Consider the following 19,025-nt stretch of genomic DNA (forward strand, 5'->3'; position numbering starts at 1 on the left):
GTGATAACATATGACTCATTAAAAAGGAGAGTACAGGATATTTAAAACCTATAATACCAGTACTTTGAGGTACATTGTGCACACGGTGTACACATTCGTGAATTTTGCGTATGTTAAATTTGATGATTAACAAAAGTTGCCAAATTGGTATAGGTGTGACACAAAGAATGAGTATTTATAAATTAAATTCGTACGTAGGACTTTTTTGAGTACTAAATCTATTTAAAGATTGTTCGATAAGGTTATCAGTTCTTGTTTTGTATTCATCAATCAAATATGAATATACCCGGGTAGTAGTGGTAACGTCTGAATGTCCTAAGCGTTTAGCGATCGCATAGATATCCACGCTTTCTGATAGTAAATAAGCAACGTGTGTATGACGTAGGGAGTGGAAGTGGAATCCCTTTTTGTCAATGTTGCAAGCAGCTAGGCTTTCACGTAACGTTTTATTTACCGCAGCGGATGTAGGGACTGTCTTATACTGATTAATGAAAACTTGCTCATGTTGATTCGATTTAAGTTCCGATAAAATCTCTAATAATCCTTTATTTACCCGAATAATGCGATTGCTAGATTCGTTTTTAGTATCTTTAAAGGATTTTGTTGGTTCATACCAGGCTTTGTTAATCGTTATTGTTTTGAAGTTAAAATTAATATCATCCCATGTTAAGGCTTGTATTTCGCCTAGTCGAGCTCCCGTTAGTAGGGCGGTTAAAATCATGTATTTTGCTGTAAAATGATGATCCCGAGTTTGATTAATATAAGAATATAGTTTTTTCATGTCAGCGACACTTAAATAGTCGACTTTTCTACTTTTGGTCTTATCGTAAACAAGATCTACGTTTTCGATAAAATCCCGTTTAATATCGCCGTCATATAACGCTTCTTTTACGCAAGCGTGATACAGTGAGTTGTATTTACTAACGGTTGATTTAGCATGATTGCGCCCATAAGTACTAAGAAAATACCGGTAGACCTTTCGATTAATTTTACCAATCGGCATTCGTAAGTGTTTATGAAGAGCATTAAACGCCTGCTTATATGTTGCTTTAGTACGTTCGCTAACGTTGCTTTCTTTAAATTGTTCAAACCAGTTCCAAAAGTATTCATCAAAAGGAGTATCAGCATTAATCAATGAATAACCGTTGTTAATTGCTGATTCATTTTCAGTCGCCCATTTCATTGCTTCTTTTTTAGTAGCAAATCCAGATTTATTTTTAAAATGCCGTTTCTGATCCGAAGTATAATACGATACTCGCGCCTGCCATTTGTTGCCACGTTTAGTTATGCTTGCCATTTAAATACACCACCTTTTACGAGATTTAATTAATAAAAAAACGCCATTGAATATTACAATGGCGTTCTATAGACCTAAAGTCTACGTATATCTTTAATAAGTGGAGCTTAACTCCCAGTAACTATATTATCACACACGTCTATTCAGACGTCAATCATTATTTACTGATGTAGAGCTTCATTAACTTATCGCTGATTGCCGCCATTTGTTGAGTAGTTAGTTTAATTTTTCCGGAAGGATCATACTTATTAATTTTGCGGATCCGAAGTTTACTGATAGTAGTTATATCAGATAAGCGCACATACGTATTTTTGTTATATCTTGAATAGACATTGATGACTTTATTGAGATTTTCTATTTCTTTTTTATTAGTCAGTGCTTCTTGAAACAATTGTTTAATTTTGTTTGTATCATAATTACCGTCATAAATTAATTTTTCAATATCATCTCTAAAATATTTGCCTTCATCAAAGCAATGATCAAGTTCTATATTCAAGGCGTTCTTCTTGTTTACATCATTAACGCCACTCAAAAAAAGTTTTTTTGTTTTTGCGAAAAGAATATTTGTTTGTTCCTGTAATTCCCGTGTACGCTGATTCAATATATGAGTAGTCTGATTAAAAATTTCTTTTCCGAGTGAAAACCTCCCACCTTTATTTTTAGAGGTTAGTGGAACTACTGTTAGTGTCTTTTTTTGATTGTTATCTTTTTTGTCTAACACAATCGCAAAGTGCAAGCCACAAAATTCGCTTCCCATATTAACCCCAAAATCAACGCGAATAATTGTGCCACGTTCATAGTAGTAATAACCTTTAGGCAGGTCGTTTTTATTTTCTTTATCCAGCCAATAAGATACATTGTCCAACCAGTTAGGCAATATAGCGGATTTCCATTCATCATTTTTTGAAATTTCTAAAAAGCGATGGGAAGATCTTTTGATTAATTTTTCCTCATTTGAGTTGAAATTGCTGTTTTTACTAGAAAAAAATTTAAGTTGCATTTTCATAGAATCACTCCTTATTTTTCGTGATTTAATAGAGTGGGAATTTGATTAGCGTCGAATTGTTCCTTATAAATTTAAAATAGTTTTTTTAAAAATCGTTTAAATAGGGAATTTAGGATACTGTAACAAAGTGAGGTAAGAAGAAAGATAAAAACAAGCTCCCAATTTCGAGTTCCGGTGGTCCCTAAATGGCAAATAAAATTTATTATACATAAAAATAATGCAACGATCGCAGAAAACGTATTTTTAAACCAATTTAATTCGAAGGCTAATTTTATAAGAATAAAGGATAAATATGTCAACCCTAGTTTATAATTAAATTTATCAATCGACGTTGACTGTTTTTCCGTGAGCTGAACATTAAAATGTTTAAGCGTAGACTTTGAGAATACAAATTTTAAAACAAGCAAAATAGTATTTAAAATTGCAAAAAATTGTCCTAGATTTAAATTATCGAATAATATCAAGAAAAGAAAAGATAAAAGTAGTAACACTAAATTAATTTTGAAGCTTTTGCTTTGACTATTCTTTGTCATAGTATATAAACACACCTTTTTTTCACTTTTTATAAATAATCCATCATAGCTTGATTAACGCCATACATGCGTTGTAGACAACTGAAACAATCAGGGCATTCACCATATTCTTCCTCGTAAAGTTGTTTGCACAATTCAGCTGCAAACCTGTTAGCTTCACATTCCGTTTTGGCACGGTTTACGCTGTTTTGCGCATAGTAACCCTGCAAACCATTGTGTAGTTCAACGTGTGCTAATTCGTGTGCACAGACAAAGTAGCGTTCTGGTGATTCTGCTAGTTCCCCCGATAGCAAAATAATCGGATGTCCGTGTAAAAACACTGTTTCAGCCAACGGACAAACAATATCAACGTATTCAATTGGAATATTTCCTTGGCGACAAATTTCAAATGGATTACATGTGCCGTATTGACTTTTAATTCCCCAAATCCCTTTTTTTAAATCCATATAGCACCGTCCTTAAAGTTTATTATGGTATTTCCAAAATACCTGGGTTAGTGCTATTTTTAGGCGTTCCCGCTCATCATCTGTTAGTGGTCGTCCTTCAAAGGTCATCCCCGAATCATAGTTTTCTTCCAGGAATTGCTTAAGATCGGATGTTGCCGATTTATCTTCACGACCGAGTAGGTAGTCGGTTGATACGTGGAAATAGTCGGCAACTTTCGATAAGTATTCACCGTTTGGGATTTGAGTGTCCCAACGATATAAAGTGCTGTTACCAAGCCCAAGTTCGTTAGCAACTTGATTTAGTGATTTCCCTTGTTTCTTTGCTAACTTTTTTATGCGGTCTAGCACATTCATAATAGATGCCTCCAAAAAATAGGCAATTAACTATCTACCAATAAGGAGAATTATGTTGACAAGTTCTCCCGAATGGGATAATATAATAGCCGTAAGTTAAAACGTAATAAAAAGCGTAACCTAAAGCGAATCATAAGCACAGAACTTGGCGGTTTCTTGGATGTTTATGATCGAATTAAGGCTTGTTTTTATACGCTTATATTACCCGTTTGGTAGAACACTGTCAACGATTATTTCACAATAATACGAAATGTTTATTACGCTTTTTCTTACGGTGCGCGGGACGGTGGGCAAAGTGAAAGGAGGTTTGCAATGGCGCATTATTATTCATTCGGTTCAGCCGCATTAGTTTTGTGGGGGACGATGGCAGTAATTTACATCACCAGTTTTATTTGGCCAATAATTTGGCCTAAAAAAAACGTCCAGTATATGGGCGTTTGGTGCAGCGTGGTTATGACCGTGTTAGCAACGTGGATAATTTTTTGTTTAACTCACTGATTTCATTGGCCTTTTGATTAAGAAGATTGTTGATCGGTTGAGTAATGGCGTTTAATTTTTCGGCATTAGAAATAGTGCGAATTGACATTGTTAACTCCGAAATCTTTTTAAGGATTTCAGAATCACTAATCAATAAACGTAAACGGTGCGTACTTTGAAGAAAGTCCTCGATAGCTGGATTGTATGGAGAGTTATGTTTACCCTCTGAATTTTGCTTAATGCTGTCAGTGAAATTTTGTTCGTGTGCAATCGCATGGTTGGCAGCATTCACAAAATCTTCGGCAGCCGATTTAAGGTCATCATATTCTTTTTGAACGCGTTTCAACTCATTCCGAGCTACCCGATAATCAAAACTCATTTTTCGCATTACTACTTCATAATGCTTGTTGATTAGCGTAGTGAACACTGGTGCCAGGATAGATCCGATTGCAACAGCTAGTGAAATTAAAGTAACAGTCATTGTTAAAACCTCCACGTTATTACTACCAGCATTTTATCAAAGGAAAGAGGTGCAAGGTATGGCAGAATTCAAAATTCAGCGTGATGTGGTTCTGAATTATCTGAAAGCAAACGGCTTAAGTTACGCCGATGTTGGTACGGCGTACAAAATGCCCAAGCAGACGGTTCATGATTACTTAACCGGATCAAAGGACACGCCTAAAGCACGGCAGTTTGTTCAGGTTTTGATCCGTGACTACGGAATTAGGGGGTAAACATGCAGACGATTGAAGCCAGAGTTTCGATCCAAGTCCCTAAAGAATACGTGCTGGTAAAGCAGACAGAATTACAAGAACTGCAAGAACGGTCGCAACAAGGCCGAACATGTGACGTGAATGAGTTTCGTACTCAATTCTGTGGTGGACGCTCGGCTGAATGGGTACGGCAAGCAATCTTCATTCCGTTTGCGGACGAGATTGATTTTGCTAAAGGCGGGTGGTTGCTTAATCCGCATGGTGGCCGGGGACGAAAACAGTTAATTTTTGTTTATCCGGCTAGTCAGTGGATGAACGAGAATCGCATGCGCATTAAATGGGACGAGAGGTTGATTCGATGAAAGTAATTGATGTTGTTGAAATCATTATCGGTTTGATTTTGGGGTTACTAATCCCGAAGAAGTAGGAGGAGTGAAGAATGGATAAAGTGGATATTTTATGCCTGATTATTTCGTCAATTATCGGCGCATTAATTGGAACGGTATTGGGTTTGCATTAAGTCACGTTACAACTTCACTGTGAGCCACGCTGTAATAATTGAAACAATTATAGGGATGACGATTGAGAATATAAATTTTTCGAGGATGTAGTCAAGAAGTGCTTCGCTTTCATAACGAGCATTGTCGTTAATTAAAAGGCACTCTACATCGGGTGAGTCATTGTTTGGAGTAGGAGTAAAGTAATTCAACTGAATTAACCGGGCTAGACGATTGTATTTTTTATTTTTCCAGTCGTGCCTACCGATTATATCTTTAACTCTAACTTTTTTTACAAACATAATGTCATCGGCTACTCTACATGCTTTATGAATTAGTAATTTATCACGTAATGATAGACGTTCACTCATTGGTATCACTCCTTATGAGTACCAGTTTATCAAAATAGCAAAGGAGATGAGAACAATGAACTGGGAATTTATTGCACTGATGGTTAGTGCATTCGCATTGGGCGCTTCGTTCGTCATGTTGTTTAGCTATGTAACGTGCTTCTACGGGCTGGGCATGATGATTGGTTTAATTGCTGGATGGTTTGGCTACTTTTTAGGACGGGCAGATGAATCCCGGGAACATTAGAGGAGGTGATGCGAATGAAAGGAAACGAAGGTGCTGCTAATAAAAAAGAGCTTAGCGCAATCGCTAAACTCCCTAAAATCTCTATTAATGAGTTTATGCCGATTGAGCTTCAAAGGCAATACTTTCACGGCGGTTTGACGAAAATCGTGTGGTTAATGCCTAAGCAGTACCGGACAACGTTATTAGATTTTTTAGCAGTAGCAGAAAGTGATGAAGTTATGCGGGATGTCGCAATCGGACTTAGGAGGGGATTGTAATGAACCTATTTGAACTCAATGAAAAATATCGTGAGCTGGAACAACAGGAAGATTTAGAACCAGAAGTACTTAAAGATACTCTGGACGCTATCAATGATAGTCGGGAGGTTAAGTTAGACAATATTGCCACGTGGATTGAAAAGAACAACTCGCAAATTAATTGGCTGAAAGACAAAGTTAAGGAACTAACCGAAACCAAAAAGCGGTTAGATAACAAAAACCGGTCGCTGATGAACTACCTAACAGCAGCGATTGATGATGCCGGCTTAAAGGAGATGCAGACGACAAATCATCTACTGAAACCCCGGAATTATCGTGCCAGCGTGGTAGTGACAAACGAGGATCAGGTGCCAGACGATTATCTGACGACCCGGGTGGTTACCACGGTTGATAAGAAAGCTGCTTATGCGGAACTTAAAGCCGGTGAAATGATCCCAGGAATGGAATTAAAGCCAAATCGGAAAACGACGATTAAGTAATGTATACGTTACGAGATTATCAGCAGGAATTGCTGAATGAAATCAATGAATCAGCAAAAAAAGGTAATAAGACAATCGTTGTGCAATCTCCGCCGAGAACGGGGAAAACGGTATTGATGGCCGAGATTGCACGGCGAGCAACTGCGAAAGGTAACCGAGTACTGTTTGTGGTGCACCGGAAGGAAATTATCGATCAAGCCCGGCAAACTTTTGAGGAGCAGGGCGTGGATATGAGGTTGACGCAGTTGGGGATGGTGCAAACTATTACCCGACACGTGGATGATATTTCTGAACCGCAAGTAGTTTTTGTGGATGAAGGTCACCACGCACTTGCCAAGACCTACCAGCGGATCCTGAATGCTTTCCCGCAAGCAATTAAGTTACTGTTTACGGCAACGCCACAACGAACGGGTCATCAACAACTGGATAAGATTGCCGATGATATTGTGCTAGGTAAATCAATTAAATGGCTAACTCAACACGGGAACCTGGCACCATTCGACTATTATTCCGTTGATTATATTGACCGGCAGAAGTTGAAGCGGAACAGTACCGGCGACTACACCACGCAAAGCATGGATGAAGCATTAGACCATAAGATTTATGGCAATGTCGTTCAGCACTACCAGAAAATTGCGAACGGGAAGCAAGCGGTTGTGTATTGCTATTCGATTGAGAATGCCCAAGCGATTGCAGACCGTTTTAATCAAGCTGGAATATCAGCGGTTGAGGTGGATGGTAGCACTGATAAAACCAAGCGGGATCTCATTATTCAAAATTTTCGGGAAGGAAAGGTTAAGATCCTAACCAACGTCAATCTGTTTACGGAAGGGTTGGATTTACCTAACGTTGACTGCGTGATTATGGTCCGACCAACAGCATCATTAGCCTTGTATCTCCAGTTTTCCATGCGATGTTTAAATCCCCGAGAAGGCAAGCGAGCGGTCATTATCGACCACGTTGCTAATTGGAAAGAATTCGGGTTGCCGAATGAGGAGCGTAACTGGGAGCAGACGATGGTAACGCACGAGAAATGTAAGCGTAAGCAGAATGGCAGCGATGTACCAACACCTTTGCAATGCGACTACTGCTACGGGGTGTTCTATCGCAAGGATGTTCAGAATAACCGCTGTCCGTTATGCGGTGCGGATATTACGCCAAAAGTCATCCACTATGATGAAACAAATGACCGGTTGCAAAAGATTACCGCTGCTAACCACCGGCAGGAGTTAATTAAGCAGATGGTCCGGGATAACACCATGAAGCAGGTTGCTGATAAGCGGGTCGGCGAATTAAAGACGTTACAGGAATTTCAAGCATACGCCAAACTACACGGATATAAGTCCGGATGGGCATATGTGATGTTTAACAAATTAAGGAGGGGTAAGCGGTGAGTATTTTACCAGCAGATAAACCATTAACGCCCAAGAGTGAGCCACACAACTTCTTCATCTACGGGGCCACGATGTCGGGCAAGAGTTATTTCGCAAGTTTCTTCCCGCACCCGTTAGTACTAAACACTGACGGCAACAGCGCGATGGGAACTGCACCAAGTATTCAGATTCGGAATATCCGGGACACAAACGGGAAACTAAAGCAGTCAGCAATCGAACAGTTGGACAAGGTTGTAACGGAACTTCAGCAGCCAAGGGTCACGTTTCAAACCGTGATTGTCGATGTGATTGATGATATTTGCGTGATGATTGAGCAGGCGATTTGTATTAGCAACGGAGTGTCTGCATTAAGCGATATTCCGTACGGCAAGGGTTACGCCTTATTTAACACGGTATTGCAGCAGTTTGTCATGGATCTCAAAGCCTTGCCGATGAATGTGATTTTTATTAGTCGCGAAATTGAGAACACGGATGAGCAAACTGGCCGTACTGAAACTCGGCCGTCATTAAAAACAAAGTACTACAACATCGTAAACGGGAACTGCGACTTGGTGATTCACACGCAAAAGTTTGGTAACGATACGTACTACCGCAGCGTAACGGATCGGCGAACAGAATACCAACCAGAGAACATTAGTGATCCCAAGATTTTACGATTGTTGCAATCGGTTAAGAATATGTTTCCAACAAAAAAGAGTAACAAGTAAAGGAGAAGATTAATTATGAGTTTATTAGACGCATTCCACACCACGCAGAAAAATTTTGACCCGAAAAAGGACAGTATTAACAGTAATTTTGATAAGTTGCCTGAAGGTGAGTATACCGTTTCCTTGGATTCAACCTCTCACTTTGTTTCACAGAAGAGTGGTTGGGAACAGTTGAGTTTTAAGATGTTGGTGATTGATGGTGAGCACGCCGGGCAAGCAGAATTTGTTGGGGTAAACCTGGATGAAAAGAAGAAAGACGGTTCACCGATGCCAGATTTTGTAGTGATGAAGAATATCAAAACTCTCACAACCATTGGCGCATTAGTCGGCCTAACGATTACTGATGAAATGATTACGGGAGAAACGGTTACGGATATTTATGAAAAGCTCGTTGATGCTTTTGAGCCATACAAGGGCAAGATGCTGGTAATGACAATCAAAGAGCAGGCGAACAAGAAAGATCCAGACAACCCTTACCGAAATTACGAATTTCAGGAATACCAGGATGACCCGTTTGCTGATAACGCTAATTCAAACACACCGGATAACGGGATGCCATTCTAGATTGTTTCCGGCAGTGACCGTAATCCACCGAACGGGTGAAAAGCCCGTTAGTAAAGGAGGGTGTAATGCAGAATTTAGTACAGTATGCAGTGCGATACGCCCAGAAAGGGTTGTCTGTGATTCCGATGATTCGGAAGAAACCGATGATTACCTTTGCCGACCAATCACCACTAACTGTGGATGAGATTCAAGAATTCTGGCGAACTCATCCTTATGCAAACATCGCTCTCCGGACGGATCAGTTTTTCGTGTTTGACGTTGACGTGCACCAGGATGGAGCAAACGGGATTCAGTCGTTTAAGGATTTAAACCATCCGGAATGGTTTAAGGGTACGTTGGTACAACAAACCCCGCATGGTGGTTATCAGTACTTCTTCCTGAAACCAGAAGGAACGACAATGACGCAACATATTGGGATATTACCGGGGATTGACCTGAAAGCTCATCACAATAATTACGTGATGGTCGCTCCGAGTATTGTGGATGGCAAACGATACCGTTGGTTAAACCAGAAACCAATTAAGCAGGCGCCCACTGGATTAATGGAGTTGATCCGTAGAAAGTCCCGCCCAGTTTATCACGGTGCAATTAACAATGACTACACCGTGACGGAACGGACGAAAACAGCGGAGTTGTTTGAGGAGATTATTCACGGATTTGGCGTGACGGGTGGACGGAATAACATGCTGGCGGAGTTTTGTGGCGGCCTGCTATTTCGGGGTGTAGATCCTAAAGTTACGTATGAATTAGCCAAGATTGCGAATGATAACACGCCGACACCCTTACCAGCGCAAGAGGTAACGGCCACTGTTAATAGCATGATTAAAAAAGAAGTAAGGAGGCGAGCAGCAGTTGAAAACCATCAAACTGGATGAAAAATCGGCCAACAAACTCCGCTTGATGCAACGTAACCACATACGGAAACAACCAGTGATTCCGTTCATTCTGACTGATAAAGGCAAAATCCGGGTGAACAGTTTGCGTAATATCGAACTGATTCTGGAGCATGATGAGCAATTAAAAGGCCGGTTTCGGTATAACCTTTTTACCTCCGAGGTCGACGTAGTTAAGGGGTCAACGGAATTAAACATTCAGCCTGGTCGGTTAGTGGATGCGTATTATTCCGAGATTGCTTCGTACATCGAAAGCAGCCCGCATTATAACCACGTACTGTTTGATGAACGGCGAGTGCGGAGCGCAATCACCGTGGTATCACGCCACCATGCGTATAACCCGATTGTTGATTATATGAATGCTGCCCGTAAACAGTGGGACGAGCAGGAGCGGTTAGCAACACTGCTACCAGAATATTTGGGGGTAGACCATACGCCAGTGGTGGAGTTGATTACGAAGCTATTTTTCTGCGGTGCGGTTGCCAAGGCGTTTTATCCGCAAACAAAGTTTGATTTTGTCCTAGATTTAGTTGGTGGCCAAGGTGCCGGGAAAACCACGTTCTTACAGAAGATTGCGCCGTTGGGATATTACACGGATCAGTTCACGGCCTTTGATAACAAGGACGACTTTGCAGTGATGCGGCGGGCGTTAATTATCAATGATGATGAGTTAACAGCAACGAACAAAGCGAGTTTTGAGGTACTGAAAAAATTCATTACGTTGCAAGAATTCGAGTACCGGAAACCATACGGACACGAAGCCGAACGGTTTGCTAAGAACTTCGTTATGGCCCGGACAACTAATGAGCTGTATTACCTCAAGGATAAAACAGGTGAACGGCGGTTCCTGCCAGTGTTAGTTAGTAAAACCCGGCAACTGAAAAATCCGATTGAAGATTTAACACCAGAATATATACAGCAGTTGTGGGGTGAAGCGGTGCATCTCTACCAGGATGAGCATTTTAATTTCAAACTCACGAAGCAGCAGGAGCAGGCGTTGGAAGAACAACGGTACAGCTTTATGTACACGGATGAAATTGAAGATCGGATTGATGAGATGCTATCGAATGATTTAAAGGATGTTGACTTTATTACGTCCCGAGATATTGCAGTGCGGTTGGGAGAAAACATTGATATGGCGAAGGATCGTAAGACGGCCGCTAAAGTGGCGGATATTATGATTAATCGGTTTCATTTTAGGAAGGGTTTTAAAAAGGTTGGCGGCAAGTCTAAACGCGGGTATGTAAGGTCACACTAAGACACGCTTAGACACGCTATAAACACCCTTAGTGTGACCTTTATAAACGTTGATATACCGGCACTGGTTACACGTTGGGTCACACTACTACACTATTTTTCTAATAAAAATAATAATTAGTAGATATATATAGTACAGAGAAAAGTTTGAAATCTAGTGTGACCGTGTGACCGACACTAAATCGCTTGGGAGAGTAAGGATGAGGTGGGTCACACATGCGTGACCGTAGTGTGACCGCCAAACATAAAAACGGAGGTTTTAACAATGAAAAAATTACAATTCAATGCAGATGTTGATAGTTTTAAGAATGACCGGAATGATATGACGACCATCACGTTAAAGGTCAATGGTAAGGATGTTAATTTAAGCCAGCTGCGGGAAATGAAACAGACAGCCACGGTGCGAGTTGTGATTGAGAGTAATCAAACGGAGTTAATAAAGGATTAACGGGAGGCGTAACTATGGCAATGACTAAAGATGAATATTTACAGAAGTTTGTTCGTGAGAAAGAAGTTCGTGATGTATTCGGAGTTCAGCCGGTAGAGGCTGGTAACAAAGTAGTGGAGGTGTTAAAAAAAGAAGATCTAACGTATGAACAAGCATACGCAGCTCTTCAATTCGCTTATAACAAGCTCAAGTTTGAATCTAATTTTTTAAGGCTAAGCTAACTGGCTGAATGGTATCGGTATCAGTTAAATGGTAAAAGGATAACGATTTTTTAGGTTCGTTAATGAATTTGAGATTATAGAGTACGTTGGATGTTGACTCTAATGTACACGAAGCCACTTTAACGATATCGCCAAATGTAATAAATAGGCAATCTAAGTTATAAGTATAGTCGCGTGGATGTTGTGAAAATCGACTTTTTATGAAAGTACCGATGATTTCTGATCTAATTTCTTCAAGTTGCTTGGGATGAATATCACTTTCGTTACATTGCCATAAACGGGGAACGTTTTTGTGACGTTTGCTTATCTTTAAAGGTTCACCATAATCATCTTTTTTATACGTGTCACAAGTAACCAAAGAGCCATTAAGTTGCCAGATAACATTCAACTTAACAGGTTCGTCACATTTATTGCATAGTTGTTGATATTGCGTTGCAACGTAATCGAATAATTGAATTTTATCGTTCATAAAATATCACATCCTTTGTAATAGTTTGTTAAAGCATAACACAACATGTTATATATTGCACTAAGGTAAAACACAATATGTGGTATATAAGGGGGGAATAATATGTACCATAAATTAACCGATTTGATGGATAAACGGGGAATCACATTCTATCGCTTATCAAAAGTGACGGGAATCAGTTTAACTACGCTGTATCGTTGGAAGAACGCTGATAAGTTTAATCCGACATTTAAAAGCATGTGTAAAATAGCAGACGCGTTGGATGTAAGTTTAGATGAATTAAGGGATGACCGCCCGTGACCGCTGAACACATTATTCAAAACCAAATTCGGGTGGCAGTGTCTCAACAAAACTGCCGGGTATTCCGAACAAATGTAGGCAAGGTACGGATGCCAGATGGTCGGTGGTTTGATACGGGGCTACCAAAGGGGTTCCCAGACTTAATGGGATTTCGGTTAAGTGACAAACAGATTTTCTTTATTGAAGTGAAGAATGAAACGGGGAAACCGCGGCCGGAACAGGTCCGATTTCATGAGTTTTTAATGGCGCACAAAGTAATTCACGGATTGTGTCGGAATGCGGATGATGCAATCCGAGTTGTGAAGGGAGGGTTAATCGGTTATGGATGGCAAGATTGTGGCTGAATATTTTAGTGAGAAGCGACCGGATTATGAAAAATATGTCAATCAGTTAAACGATGAACTTCATGATAACGAATGTAATCATTGGTTGGCCGAAGCCACGTACAACGGAATTGAAGTGATTTGGCATAACCGGATTATGTTTGCAATGTATTACATTGATAAACATTGTGTACGGATTTGTAGTACCGGCATGGTGCCGGATGATTATGTAACAGCGTTTGAGCTAGTACAGGATGTATCAAAGGAGTTAGGGGGACAATGATGGATAAGTTACAGCCAAAATATTATCAAGGGGCAGATGGTTTGGATTTATTTTCTAGGTTTGAAAATGGAATGCTCCCAACCAAGGAAGTGGTGGGGTTCTACAAGGGGAATGTCATTAAATATTTAACCCGGTATCAGGATAAGAACGGGGTGGAGGATTTACAAAAGGCGTTGATGTATTTAACGCAGTTGATTTCGTTTGAGAGCTACAATGCTAAGAAAAAGGAGTTTGAACATGGATGCGGTTGAGCAAGCTAAGTGGGCGTTTTATGACTACGAACAGACGCTGGATAACTACGCGAAACTCCCTGACGATGATCCCCGGATTATTAAACTCCAAGCGTTGATGGAACAGTGGCGTTACGCATTGGCGCAATGTAAAGTTACCAAGAAATCCCCGGTGATTCAGGGGCGGCAGTCGTTGCAACAGCTGGATGAATGTATCAAACTTGGTAAGTTCTTGACGCTTGATTGGGTAAGTTTATCTCATACAAAGCCATTGACGAATGATGAGCGGCAAGCAGCAGTCGAAGTCATGCACCGGGGCGGATCAGTCAGTGATTTAAGCAAGGCAATTCATCGAAACCATGATGGAGTGTTACGGCTACTGGTTACCGGAACGTTTGCGATGCAGGATGTAGCCGAATGGCGGTGGTTAATGGCACACCGTTATATGGCAAAATCGTCTGCTGGTAAAGTGATCTATAGGTCTAATTTAGCGGCGATTCGTATGGCAACGGGACTAAGTTATGTGGGCGCCAAAAAGGCAATTAACGAGGGTGTTCAAGTTGGACGGTGGAAGTTAATTCGGATGAATCACGATAATATCCCGGAAAACACCCGATTCTAGCGCACGTCAGCGTTATCTTAGCAGGTAAAATATAGTATGTAAGCAGTTCACTTTGTGTCACTGACGCAGGACGTTCAAAAATACATGTTTCTTTACTTACGCCGTGCCTGCCAAACGGTTCGTGACCGTTGTCAGTGATTCACCCGAAGAAGGGTGGCGTAATTAGTTATCTGGTTTACGGCTACGGTTAGCTTGTCCGGGTTCAACTCCCGGAGCGTAAATTCGGCACATAAAAAAGGTTTGGAAGGCCTGTGCCGAAAAGCAATTACAATTTCCACTGTTTCAGTTGCCGTACCGGTATTGTGATGGTTCAACTCCACCAGCGGCAGTTTATCGGGGTGACCCGGTAAAAATAAACAAACGTGATTTGTGCTATCGGTAGTGGTGCGATTCCGCTAGCGGTATTTACCGGGGGATGCCGGTGACATTAAAACAACTTTAGTAGAGCCCGGTTCGCCGGGCTTTGTTTGATTAAAAGGGGTGACAACATGCTCGATCTGTTTGATGATGTTTTGGATTATGACGCAACCGCCAAGCGAGTTGATTATTACCTGTCCGTGGTCGTGGCAAGATTGTTGCGGATCGCCAACGAAAGCCCAGCAGCGTTGAAGTCACCAAGCATGGATGGGATGCCGAAAAACCCGCATTACGAAAACGTAAACGAAACAAAAATGCAGAAATACATTGATGCCAAGACGGAGATTAATGCGGTGGGAATGGTAATCATGCGGTGCTCGAGCATGGCACAAACGATTTTGACGAAGCTGTACATTAACCATTTGCCGAATGTAATTGTCTACGAAAGTATTGGCTATTCCCGGTCGCAGTTTGCGCACCTGAAAAAAGAAGCATTAAATGAGTTTGCTGACCGTTTTGAATGCGTTAAGGGTGGGCGAGATTTGCATGTATTTCGATAAGAATAGAACTTTAATAATTTTTCACAATTTTTGTATAATTTTGACATCTATAATCACCGACGATCAGTTATTATTATTTTTGCTGAAAGGGAACTTTCAGCTCAGTAAATGAGACTAGGAGAGCATCGACTTTGTGTCGGTGCTTTTCTGTGTTTTTTTTGATTTAAAGTCATGATAGAATGGTGCTAGTTGTTATAAATCTTATTGTCGTGTTTGTATTCGAATGGAGGTACTTGTATGGGCAATAACAGATACACACATGTTTCTTTATTTTGTGGTGCTGGCGGTCTGGATATTGGGCTGGAACAAGCGGGTTTTAAAACGATTTGGGCAAATGATTTTGCACACGATGCGTGTGAGACGCATCGTTTATGGTCTGACGCTGAAGTAGTTGAAGGAGATATTGGAAAAGTTGATTTTAAATCGATTCCGGATGCAGATATAATATCTGGCGGGTTTCCGTGTCAAGGCTTTTCGCTTGCGGGTCCAAGAAAATTAGATGATAGTCGAAATATTTTGTACCGTTATTTTGTTAAAGTTGTTGAGTTAAAACAACCGGCTATTTTTTTGGCGGAAAATGTAAAGGGTTTACTAACTCTCGGAAAAGGGGAAATAAAAGAAGCGATTCTTAATGATTTTCGCAGTAAAGGATACCATGTTACTTTGAATTTGGTTAATGCAGCTGACTACGGGGTTCCACAAGATAGACGTCGAGTAATCATTGTGGGAATTCGTAATGACCTATATTCTAAGGGTATAGAGTTTAAGATGCCTAAACCTTTTAAGAAAAGGGTAACTTTGCGCGATGCAATCGGGAATTTTCCGCATCCTAGACCGGAAGACGTATGTGATGCACCTTACTCTAGTAGATATATGTCTCGGAATCGTAAACGTGGTTGGGATGATGTTTCGTATACAATTCCAGCTATGGCTAAACAAGTTACGTTGTGGCCAGGATCACCAAACATGTCTAAGGTTGATAAAGATTTATGGAAGTTTGGTTTGGGTGAAACAAGACGGTTGTCCTATCAAGAAGCGGCGGCAATTCAGACTTTTCCTAAGGGTATGAAATTTGAAGGTAGTTTGACGAGTAAGTACAAACAGATTGGGAATGCGGTCCCTTGTCAACTGGCTAAAGTTGTTGGATCACAGCTAATTAAAAAATTTGATGAGATTAGGAGATTATAAAACTTATGTCGGCAAGTAACATGAAAAACGGTAAAGCATTTGAATATGCTTGCTTGAGCGAACTGAAGAGAGCGTTAGAGCACATGGGGAAAAGTGTCACTGTAACGCAAGATAAGCCTTTTAATACGGCGAAGTCAAAGTTTTTAAGTCTTATTGATGAACAACGGAAAAACTACAACCTAGGCGCAGCGGCAGGCATAAAATTATTGCTATCGCTGGAGCCTAACCTTGTAAACAGTAAGGTGCCATTGAATTTATCGATATCTCCGGATAGTAAAGCTAAAGGTCAAAAAGGTGATGTTCGTGATGTTATTGCCGTGAGAAATGGGAAAAATAATAAATGGGAAGTTGGCATCTCGTGTAAACACAATCATGAAGCACTGCGTCATCCAAGGATTACCAAAAATTTAGATTTTGGAACGGATTGGATAGGTGTCCCATGTTCCAGTAGTTTTTTTAATAATTTAAAGCCCGTTATTAATACAATAAAAAATTATGAATCTCAGGGTATGATTTGGAAAAAATTAAATACTAACGTGAAGTACGACATATATTCAAAGGTATGTGTGTGTTTTAAAGATGAAATTGAAAAACTGTGTACAAATACAAATCAGAATGTGCCGCAGAAATTGATTTCATATTTTTTTGGGTCTTATGACTTCTACAAAATTATCATGGATGAAAAGTCCCATTCAACAGATATACAAGGGTTTAATGTGCATGGGACTCTTGGAAAGAATTATGGTAATATTCGACCTAGATTTAAAGTTGGTAAAACGAAATTGCCAAGCAAGTTACTTGAGATACAACTTAAACGCAAAACCACCCTAATATTGGATTTCGATAATGGTTGGAGCATATCTATGAGAATTCATAATAAACAAAATGAAATGAAAGTAACATCGTTAGCATGGGATGTTAAATTGGAAGGCAGTCCGACAGGAGTATTTACTAATACTCAATTATGGTAGTTTTCATTTGTTTGCCAAATTAAAGAACGGTAGCTTTTCGGCTATCGTCTTTTTTCTGTTTCTTTGAATGCCCCTTGATCACTTCCTGAATTTTTTCCTCAAACCCGGTTAAAGCAGCGAATGGTGCAAAAATCGCTGCCTATTGGTTCTTCGGTATTTGAAGATGTTTTTTATGATTTTCGTATAACTAAGTTATTTATGTGGCGGATCAATGCTTCTTAAAAAGCGGAACGTTTAGGATAGTTAGGTACTAAGATTAAATAGCTTCTCTTCCCAGAGAGACTGTTTTTTGTACATATTTCCTGTTAATAATTTTGTTAACATTTTAGTAGTTATGTGTATGTGGTTTTGTTATTATAGTGTCGAGGTGCGAATGAGCTGTAAATACAGTGTATTTTAGCTTTCTAATTAAGTGTTGATTATAAATCATAAGAGGAGCCAATGTACGAATAAACTAGTCAATGATGAAATTAATGATAGTGTTGTTTATTTATACGTACATATAATTAAATTTCGTATGGAAATACGAGGGTGTAGAAATGGGAAAATGCGAAGGAAAATTTTTAATAAAGAATAATAAAGTCTCTTTTAAAGAATTTGGCGACGATTATTATGAATCATTGAAAAAATATAGAAAAGAAGATTTTTCTCAAATTGCTATTACAGCATATATTTTTTTAGAAATATTAGAAAAGAAGATTCGTAAATATAGCGACAGAAGTTTTTGTATTAATGATGTTCACTTAGGGGATAATGCTGATGGAGCGCAGCAAGAAATTAATGATAGGATTATGAATGTCAATCCTTGTAGTCATAGTGTCGCTAGCCTCCTTGAAGTTATTCTTCTTTTAAAAGATATTACTAGTAATGAATCAGTAGAAATTGAATATGTTACGTATTCTTTTGAAGAAAAAGAGGAGGATACGTATGTCACTTTACATAATACAGGTTATGTTGAGTATGATGGTCCGAAAAACAAGGTGGAATTAATTCGGTTAGGTAAAATGATAACGGGGATTAGACATGGGGAATAGTGTATATAATTGTATTGATTGTATTGTTGATAATGCTATTATTCCTTCTTTTTCTGTTTCATTTCTATGGTTTATAATTAAATATGTTACACAACGTTTGTTTGGTAAGCAATTATGGTGTTCCGTTATTAATTTTATAATGCTAATTATAGTTGTGGTAGTTGTTCAATGGTTTACATCGTTTTTATGGAATAAATTGAAGGAACATTGTATTAAGATATCAGTGATATTTTCAGATACGTCTGATAATTTCGATATTTCCAATTCCCTTAAAATCAAATTAAAAGATAAAGAAGATGTTAAAAGACTGTTTGTACAAGTTTTTGCTGATGGATATAGAAAGCAAACGTCTGAAAGTAAGCCTATTGTGATTTCTTTTAGTCCTATAAGTGTTGATCTTTTTTATGATGAAAGGATTACTAAGGAGAAGGGTAATTTATTTTATGAAATTGACAGTGAAAATAAAAAACTAAAAATATACCCGAATAAGCTTTTTGGTAACGATGGGTGTAATAATAGTAAGTATGTAATAAAACTATTAATACAGC

The 19,025-nt window shown here is 39.4% G+C and carries 29 protein-coding genes; 22 read left to right on the forward strand and 7 right to left on the reverse strand.

Going from position 1 to position 19,025, the window contains the following annotated elements:
* Positions 1-175: 175 nt before the first annotated feature.
* The 5 genes from ACI3E1_RS07405 to ACI3E1_RS07425 form a co-directional block, all read right to left on the reverse strand.
* The gene (locus ACI3E1_RS07405; RefSeq protein WP_405025018.1) at positions 176-1,297 is read right to left on the reverse strand and encodes a tyrosine-type recombinase/integrase; all 1,122 of its coding nucleotides are present in this window, start codon (positions 1,295-1,297) and stop codon (positions 176-178) included.
* 157 nt (positions 1,298-1,454) lie between these two features.
* The gene (locus ACI3E1_RS07410; RefSeq protein WP_405025019.1) at positions 1,455-2,303 is read right to left on the reverse strand and encodes a type II toxin-antitoxin system PemK/MazF family toxin; all 849 of its coding nucleotides are present in this window, start codon (positions 2,301-2,303) and stop codon (positions 1,455-1,457) included.
* Between the two features lie 562 nt (positions 2,304-2,865).
* On the reverse strand, positions 2,866-3,282 hold the full coding sequence (locus ACI3E1_RS07415) for an ImmA/IrrE family metallo-endopeptidase (protein ID WP_405025020.1): 417 nt from the start codon (positions 3,280-3,282) through the stop codon (positions 2,866-2,868).
* A gap of 12 nt (positions 3,283-3,294) precedes the next feature.
* Entirely contained in the window at positions 3,295-3,636 is a 342-nt protein-coding gene (locus ACI3E1_RS07420; RefSeq protein WP_405025021.1) for a helix-turn-helix domain-containing protein, read from the reverse strand.
* Between the two features lie 451 nt (positions 3,637-4,087).
* The gene (locus tag ACI3E1_RS07425; RefSeq protein ID WP_405025022.1) at positions 4,088-4,594 is read right to left on the reverse strand and encodes a hypothetical protein; all 507 of its coding nucleotides are present in this window, start codon (positions 4,592-4,594) and stop codon (positions 4,088-4,090) included.
* Positions 4,595-4,652: 58 nt separating this feature from the next.
* Between ACI3E1_RS07425 and ACI3E1_RS07430 the strand changes: the two genes are divergently transcribed.
* A complete protein-coding gene (locus ACI3E1_RS07430; RefSeq protein WP_405025023.1) occupies positions 4,653-4,847 on the forward strand; it encodes an XRE family transcriptional regulator in 195 nt (64 codons plus the stop codon).
* A gap of 2 nt (positions 4,848-4,849) precedes the next feature.
* Positions 4,850-5,188 (forward strand): DUF771 domain-containing protein, encoded by a 339-nt coding sequence (locus ACI3E1_RS07435; RefSeq protein ID WP_405025024.1) that lies wholly within the window; start codon positions 4,850-4,852, stop codon positions 5,186-5,188.
* Between the two features lie 164 nt (positions 5,189-5,352).
* On the opposite strand, the gene ACI3E1_RS07440 is transcribed toward ACI3E1_RS07435, so the two are convergent.
* A complete protein-coding gene (locus ACI3E1_RS07440) occupies positions 5,353-5,694 on the reverse strand; it encodes a hypothetical protein (protein WP_405025025.1) in 342 nt (113 codons plus the stop codon).
* A 55-nt stretch (positions 5,695-5,749) separates the two neighbouring features.
* Here ACI3E1_RS07440 and ACI3E1_RS07445 point away from each other — a divergent pair, with 55 nt between their 5' ends.
* The 10 genes from ACI3E1_RS07445 (at position 5,750) to ACI3E1_RS07490 (ending at position 12,140) form a co-directional block, all read left to right on the forward strand.
* A complete protein-coding gene (locus ACI3E1_RS07445; RefSeq protein ID WP_405025026.1) occupies positions 5,750-5,920 on the forward strand; it encodes a hypothetical protein in 171 nt (56 codons plus the stop codon).
* Positions 5,921-5,934: 14 nt separating this feature from the next.
* Positions 5,935-6,177, forward strand: coding sequence for a hypothetical protein (locus ACI3E1_RS07450; protein WP_405025027.1), 243 nt, complete (start codon positions 5,935-5,937; stop codon positions 6,175-6,177).
* Complete coding sequence (locus tag ACI3E1_RS07455) at positions 6,177-6,656, forward strand: siphovirus Gp157 family protein (protein ID WP_405025028.1); 480 nt, start codon at positions 6,177-6,179, stop codon at positions 6,654-6,656. The genes ACI3E1_RS07450 and ACI3E1_RS07455 overlap by 1 nt, the downstream gene beginning before the upstream one ends.
* Positions 6,656-8,050: a DEAD/DEAH box helicase gene (locus ACI3E1_RS07460; protein ID WP_405025029.1), complete on the forward strand. Its 1,395-nt coding sequence runs from the start codon at positions 6,656-6,658 to the stop codon at positions 8,048-8,050. Before ACI3E1_RS07455 ends, ACI3E1_RS07460 begins: the two co-directional genes overlap by 1 nt.
* On the forward strand, positions 8,047-8,757 hold the full coding sequence (locus tag ACI3E1_RS07465) for an ATP-binding protein (protein WP_405025030.1): 711 nt from the start codon (positions 8,047-8,049) through the stop codon (positions 8,755-8,757). Before ACI3E1_RS07460 ends, ACI3E1_RS07465 begins: the two co-directional genes overlap by 4 nt.
* Positions 8,758-8,772: 15 nt before the next feature.
* Positions 8,773-9,321, forward strand: a complete 549-nt coding sequence (locus ACI3E1_RS07470) for a DUF669 domain-containing protein (protein ID WP_405025031.1) — start codon at positions 8,773-8,775, stop codon at positions 9,319-9,321.
* Positions 9,322-9,386: 65 nt separating this feature from the next.
* Complete coding sequence (locus ACI3E1_RS07475; RefSeq protein WP_405025032.1) at positions 9,387-10,196, forward strand: bifunctional DNA primase/polymerase; 810 nt, start codon at positions 9,387-9,389, stop codon at positions 10,194-10,196.
* A complete protein-coding gene (locus tag ACI3E1_RS07480) occupies positions 10,174-11,472 on the forward strand; it encodes a VapE domain-containing protein (protein ID WP_405025033.1) in 1,299 nt (432 codons plus the stop codon). Before ACI3E1_RS07475 ends, ACI3E1_RS07480 begins: the two co-directional genes overlap by 23 nt.
* 264 nt (positions 11,473-11,736) lie before the next feature.
* Positions 11,737-11,919, forward strand: coding sequence for a hypothetical protein (locus ACI3E1_RS07485; RefSeq protein ID WP_405025034.1), 183 nt, complete (start codon positions 11,737-11,739; stop codon positions 11,917-11,919).
* Positions 11,920-11,933: 14 nt separating this feature from the next.
* A complete protein-coding gene (locus ACI3E1_RS07490; RefSeq protein WP_405025035.1) occupies positions 11,934-12,140 on the forward strand; it encodes a hypothetical protein in 207 nt (68 codons plus the stop codon).
* Here ACI3E1_RS07490 and ACI3E1_RS07495 read toward each other — a convergent pair.
* Positions 12,118-12,609, reverse strand: coding sequence for a hypothetical protein (locus ACI3E1_RS07495; RefSeq protein WP_405025036.1), 492 nt, complete (start codon positions 12,607-12,609; stop codon positions 12,118-12,120). The genes ACI3E1_RS07490 and ACI3E1_RS07495 overlap by 23 nt on opposite strands.
* Positions 12,610-12,711: 102 nt before the next feature.
* On the opposite strand from ACI3E1_RS07495, the gene ACI3E1_RS07500 reads away from it, so the two are divergent.
* The 10 genes from ACI3E1_RS07500 to ACI3E1_RS07545 all read left to right on the forward strand — a co-directional run.
* Positions 12,712-12,909: a helix-turn-helix domain-containing protein gene (locus ACI3E1_RS07500; protein ID WP_405025037.1), complete on the forward strand. Its 198-nt coding sequence runs from the start codon at positions 12,712-12,714 to the stop codon at positions 12,907-12,909.
* A complete protein-coding gene (locus ACI3E1_RS07505) occupies positions 12,906-13,253 on the forward strand; it encodes a VRR-NUC domain-containing protein (RefSeq protein WP_405025038.1) in 348 nt (115 codons plus the stop codon). The genes ACI3E1_RS07500 and ACI3E1_RS07505 overlap by 4 nt, the downstream gene beginning before the upstream one ends.
* Positions 13,231-13,515: a hypothetical protein gene (locus tag ACI3E1_RS07510; RefSeq protein WP_405025039.1), complete on the forward strand. Its 285-nt coding sequence runs from the start codon at positions 13,231-13,233 to the stop codon at positions 13,513-13,515. Before ACI3E1_RS07505 ends, ACI3E1_RS07510 begins: the two co-directional genes overlap by 23 nt.
* Positions 13,512-13,766, forward strand: coding sequence for a DUF3310 domain-containing protein (locus ACI3E1_RS07515; RefSeq protein WP_405025040.1), 255 nt, complete (start codon positions 13,512-13,514; stop codon positions 13,764-13,766). Before ACI3E1_RS07510 ends, ACI3E1_RS07515 begins: the two co-directional genes overlap by 4 nt.
* Complete coding sequence (locus tag ACI3E1_RS07520) at positions 13,753-14,367, forward strand: hypothetical protein (protein ID WP_405025041.1); 615 nt, start codon at positions 13,753-13,755, stop codon at positions 14,365-14,367. Before ACI3E1_RS07515 ends, ACI3E1_RS07520 begins: the two co-directional genes overlap by 14 nt.
* Before the next feature lie 488 nt (positions 14,368-14,855).
* Positions 14,856-15,284, forward strand: a complete 429-nt coding sequence (locus ACI3E1_RS07525) for an ArpU family phage packaging/lysis transcriptional regulator (RefSeq protein WP_405025042.1) — start codon at positions 14,856-14,858, stop codon at positions 15,282-15,284.
* Between the two features lie 237 nt (positions 15,285-15,521).
* The gene (locus ACI3E1_RS07530) at positions 15,522-16,472 is read left to right on the forward strand and encodes a DNA cytosine methyltransferase (protein WP_405025043.1); all 951 of its coding nucleotides are present in this window, start codon (positions 15,522-15,524) and stop codon (positions 16,470-16,472) included.
* Between the two features lie 5 nt (positions 16,473-16,477).
* Positions 16,478-17,443, forward strand: coding sequence for a HaeIII family restriction endonuclease (locus tag ACI3E1_RS07535; protein WP_405025044.1), 966 nt, complete (start codon positions 16,478-16,480; stop codon positions 17,441-17,443).
* A gap of 539 nt (positions 17,444-17,982) precedes the next feature.
* A complete protein-coding gene (locus tag ACI3E1_RS07540; RefSeq protein ID WP_405025045.1) occupies positions 17,983-18,477 on the forward strand; it encodes a hypothetical protein in 495 nt (164 codons plus the stop codon).
* Positions 18,467-19,025: hypothetical protein (locus tag ACI3E1_RS07545; RefSeq protein ID WP_405025046.1), on the forward strand; the 559-nt coding region annotated here is incomplete at its 3' end. The genes ACI3E1_RS07540 and ACI3E1_RS07545, both read left to right, overlap by 11 nt.

The organism is Ligilactobacillus sp. LYQ139, assembly GCF_045033025.1.
Classification (GTDB): Bacteria; Bacillota; Bacilli; order Lactobacillales; family Lactobacillaceae; genus Ligilactobacillus.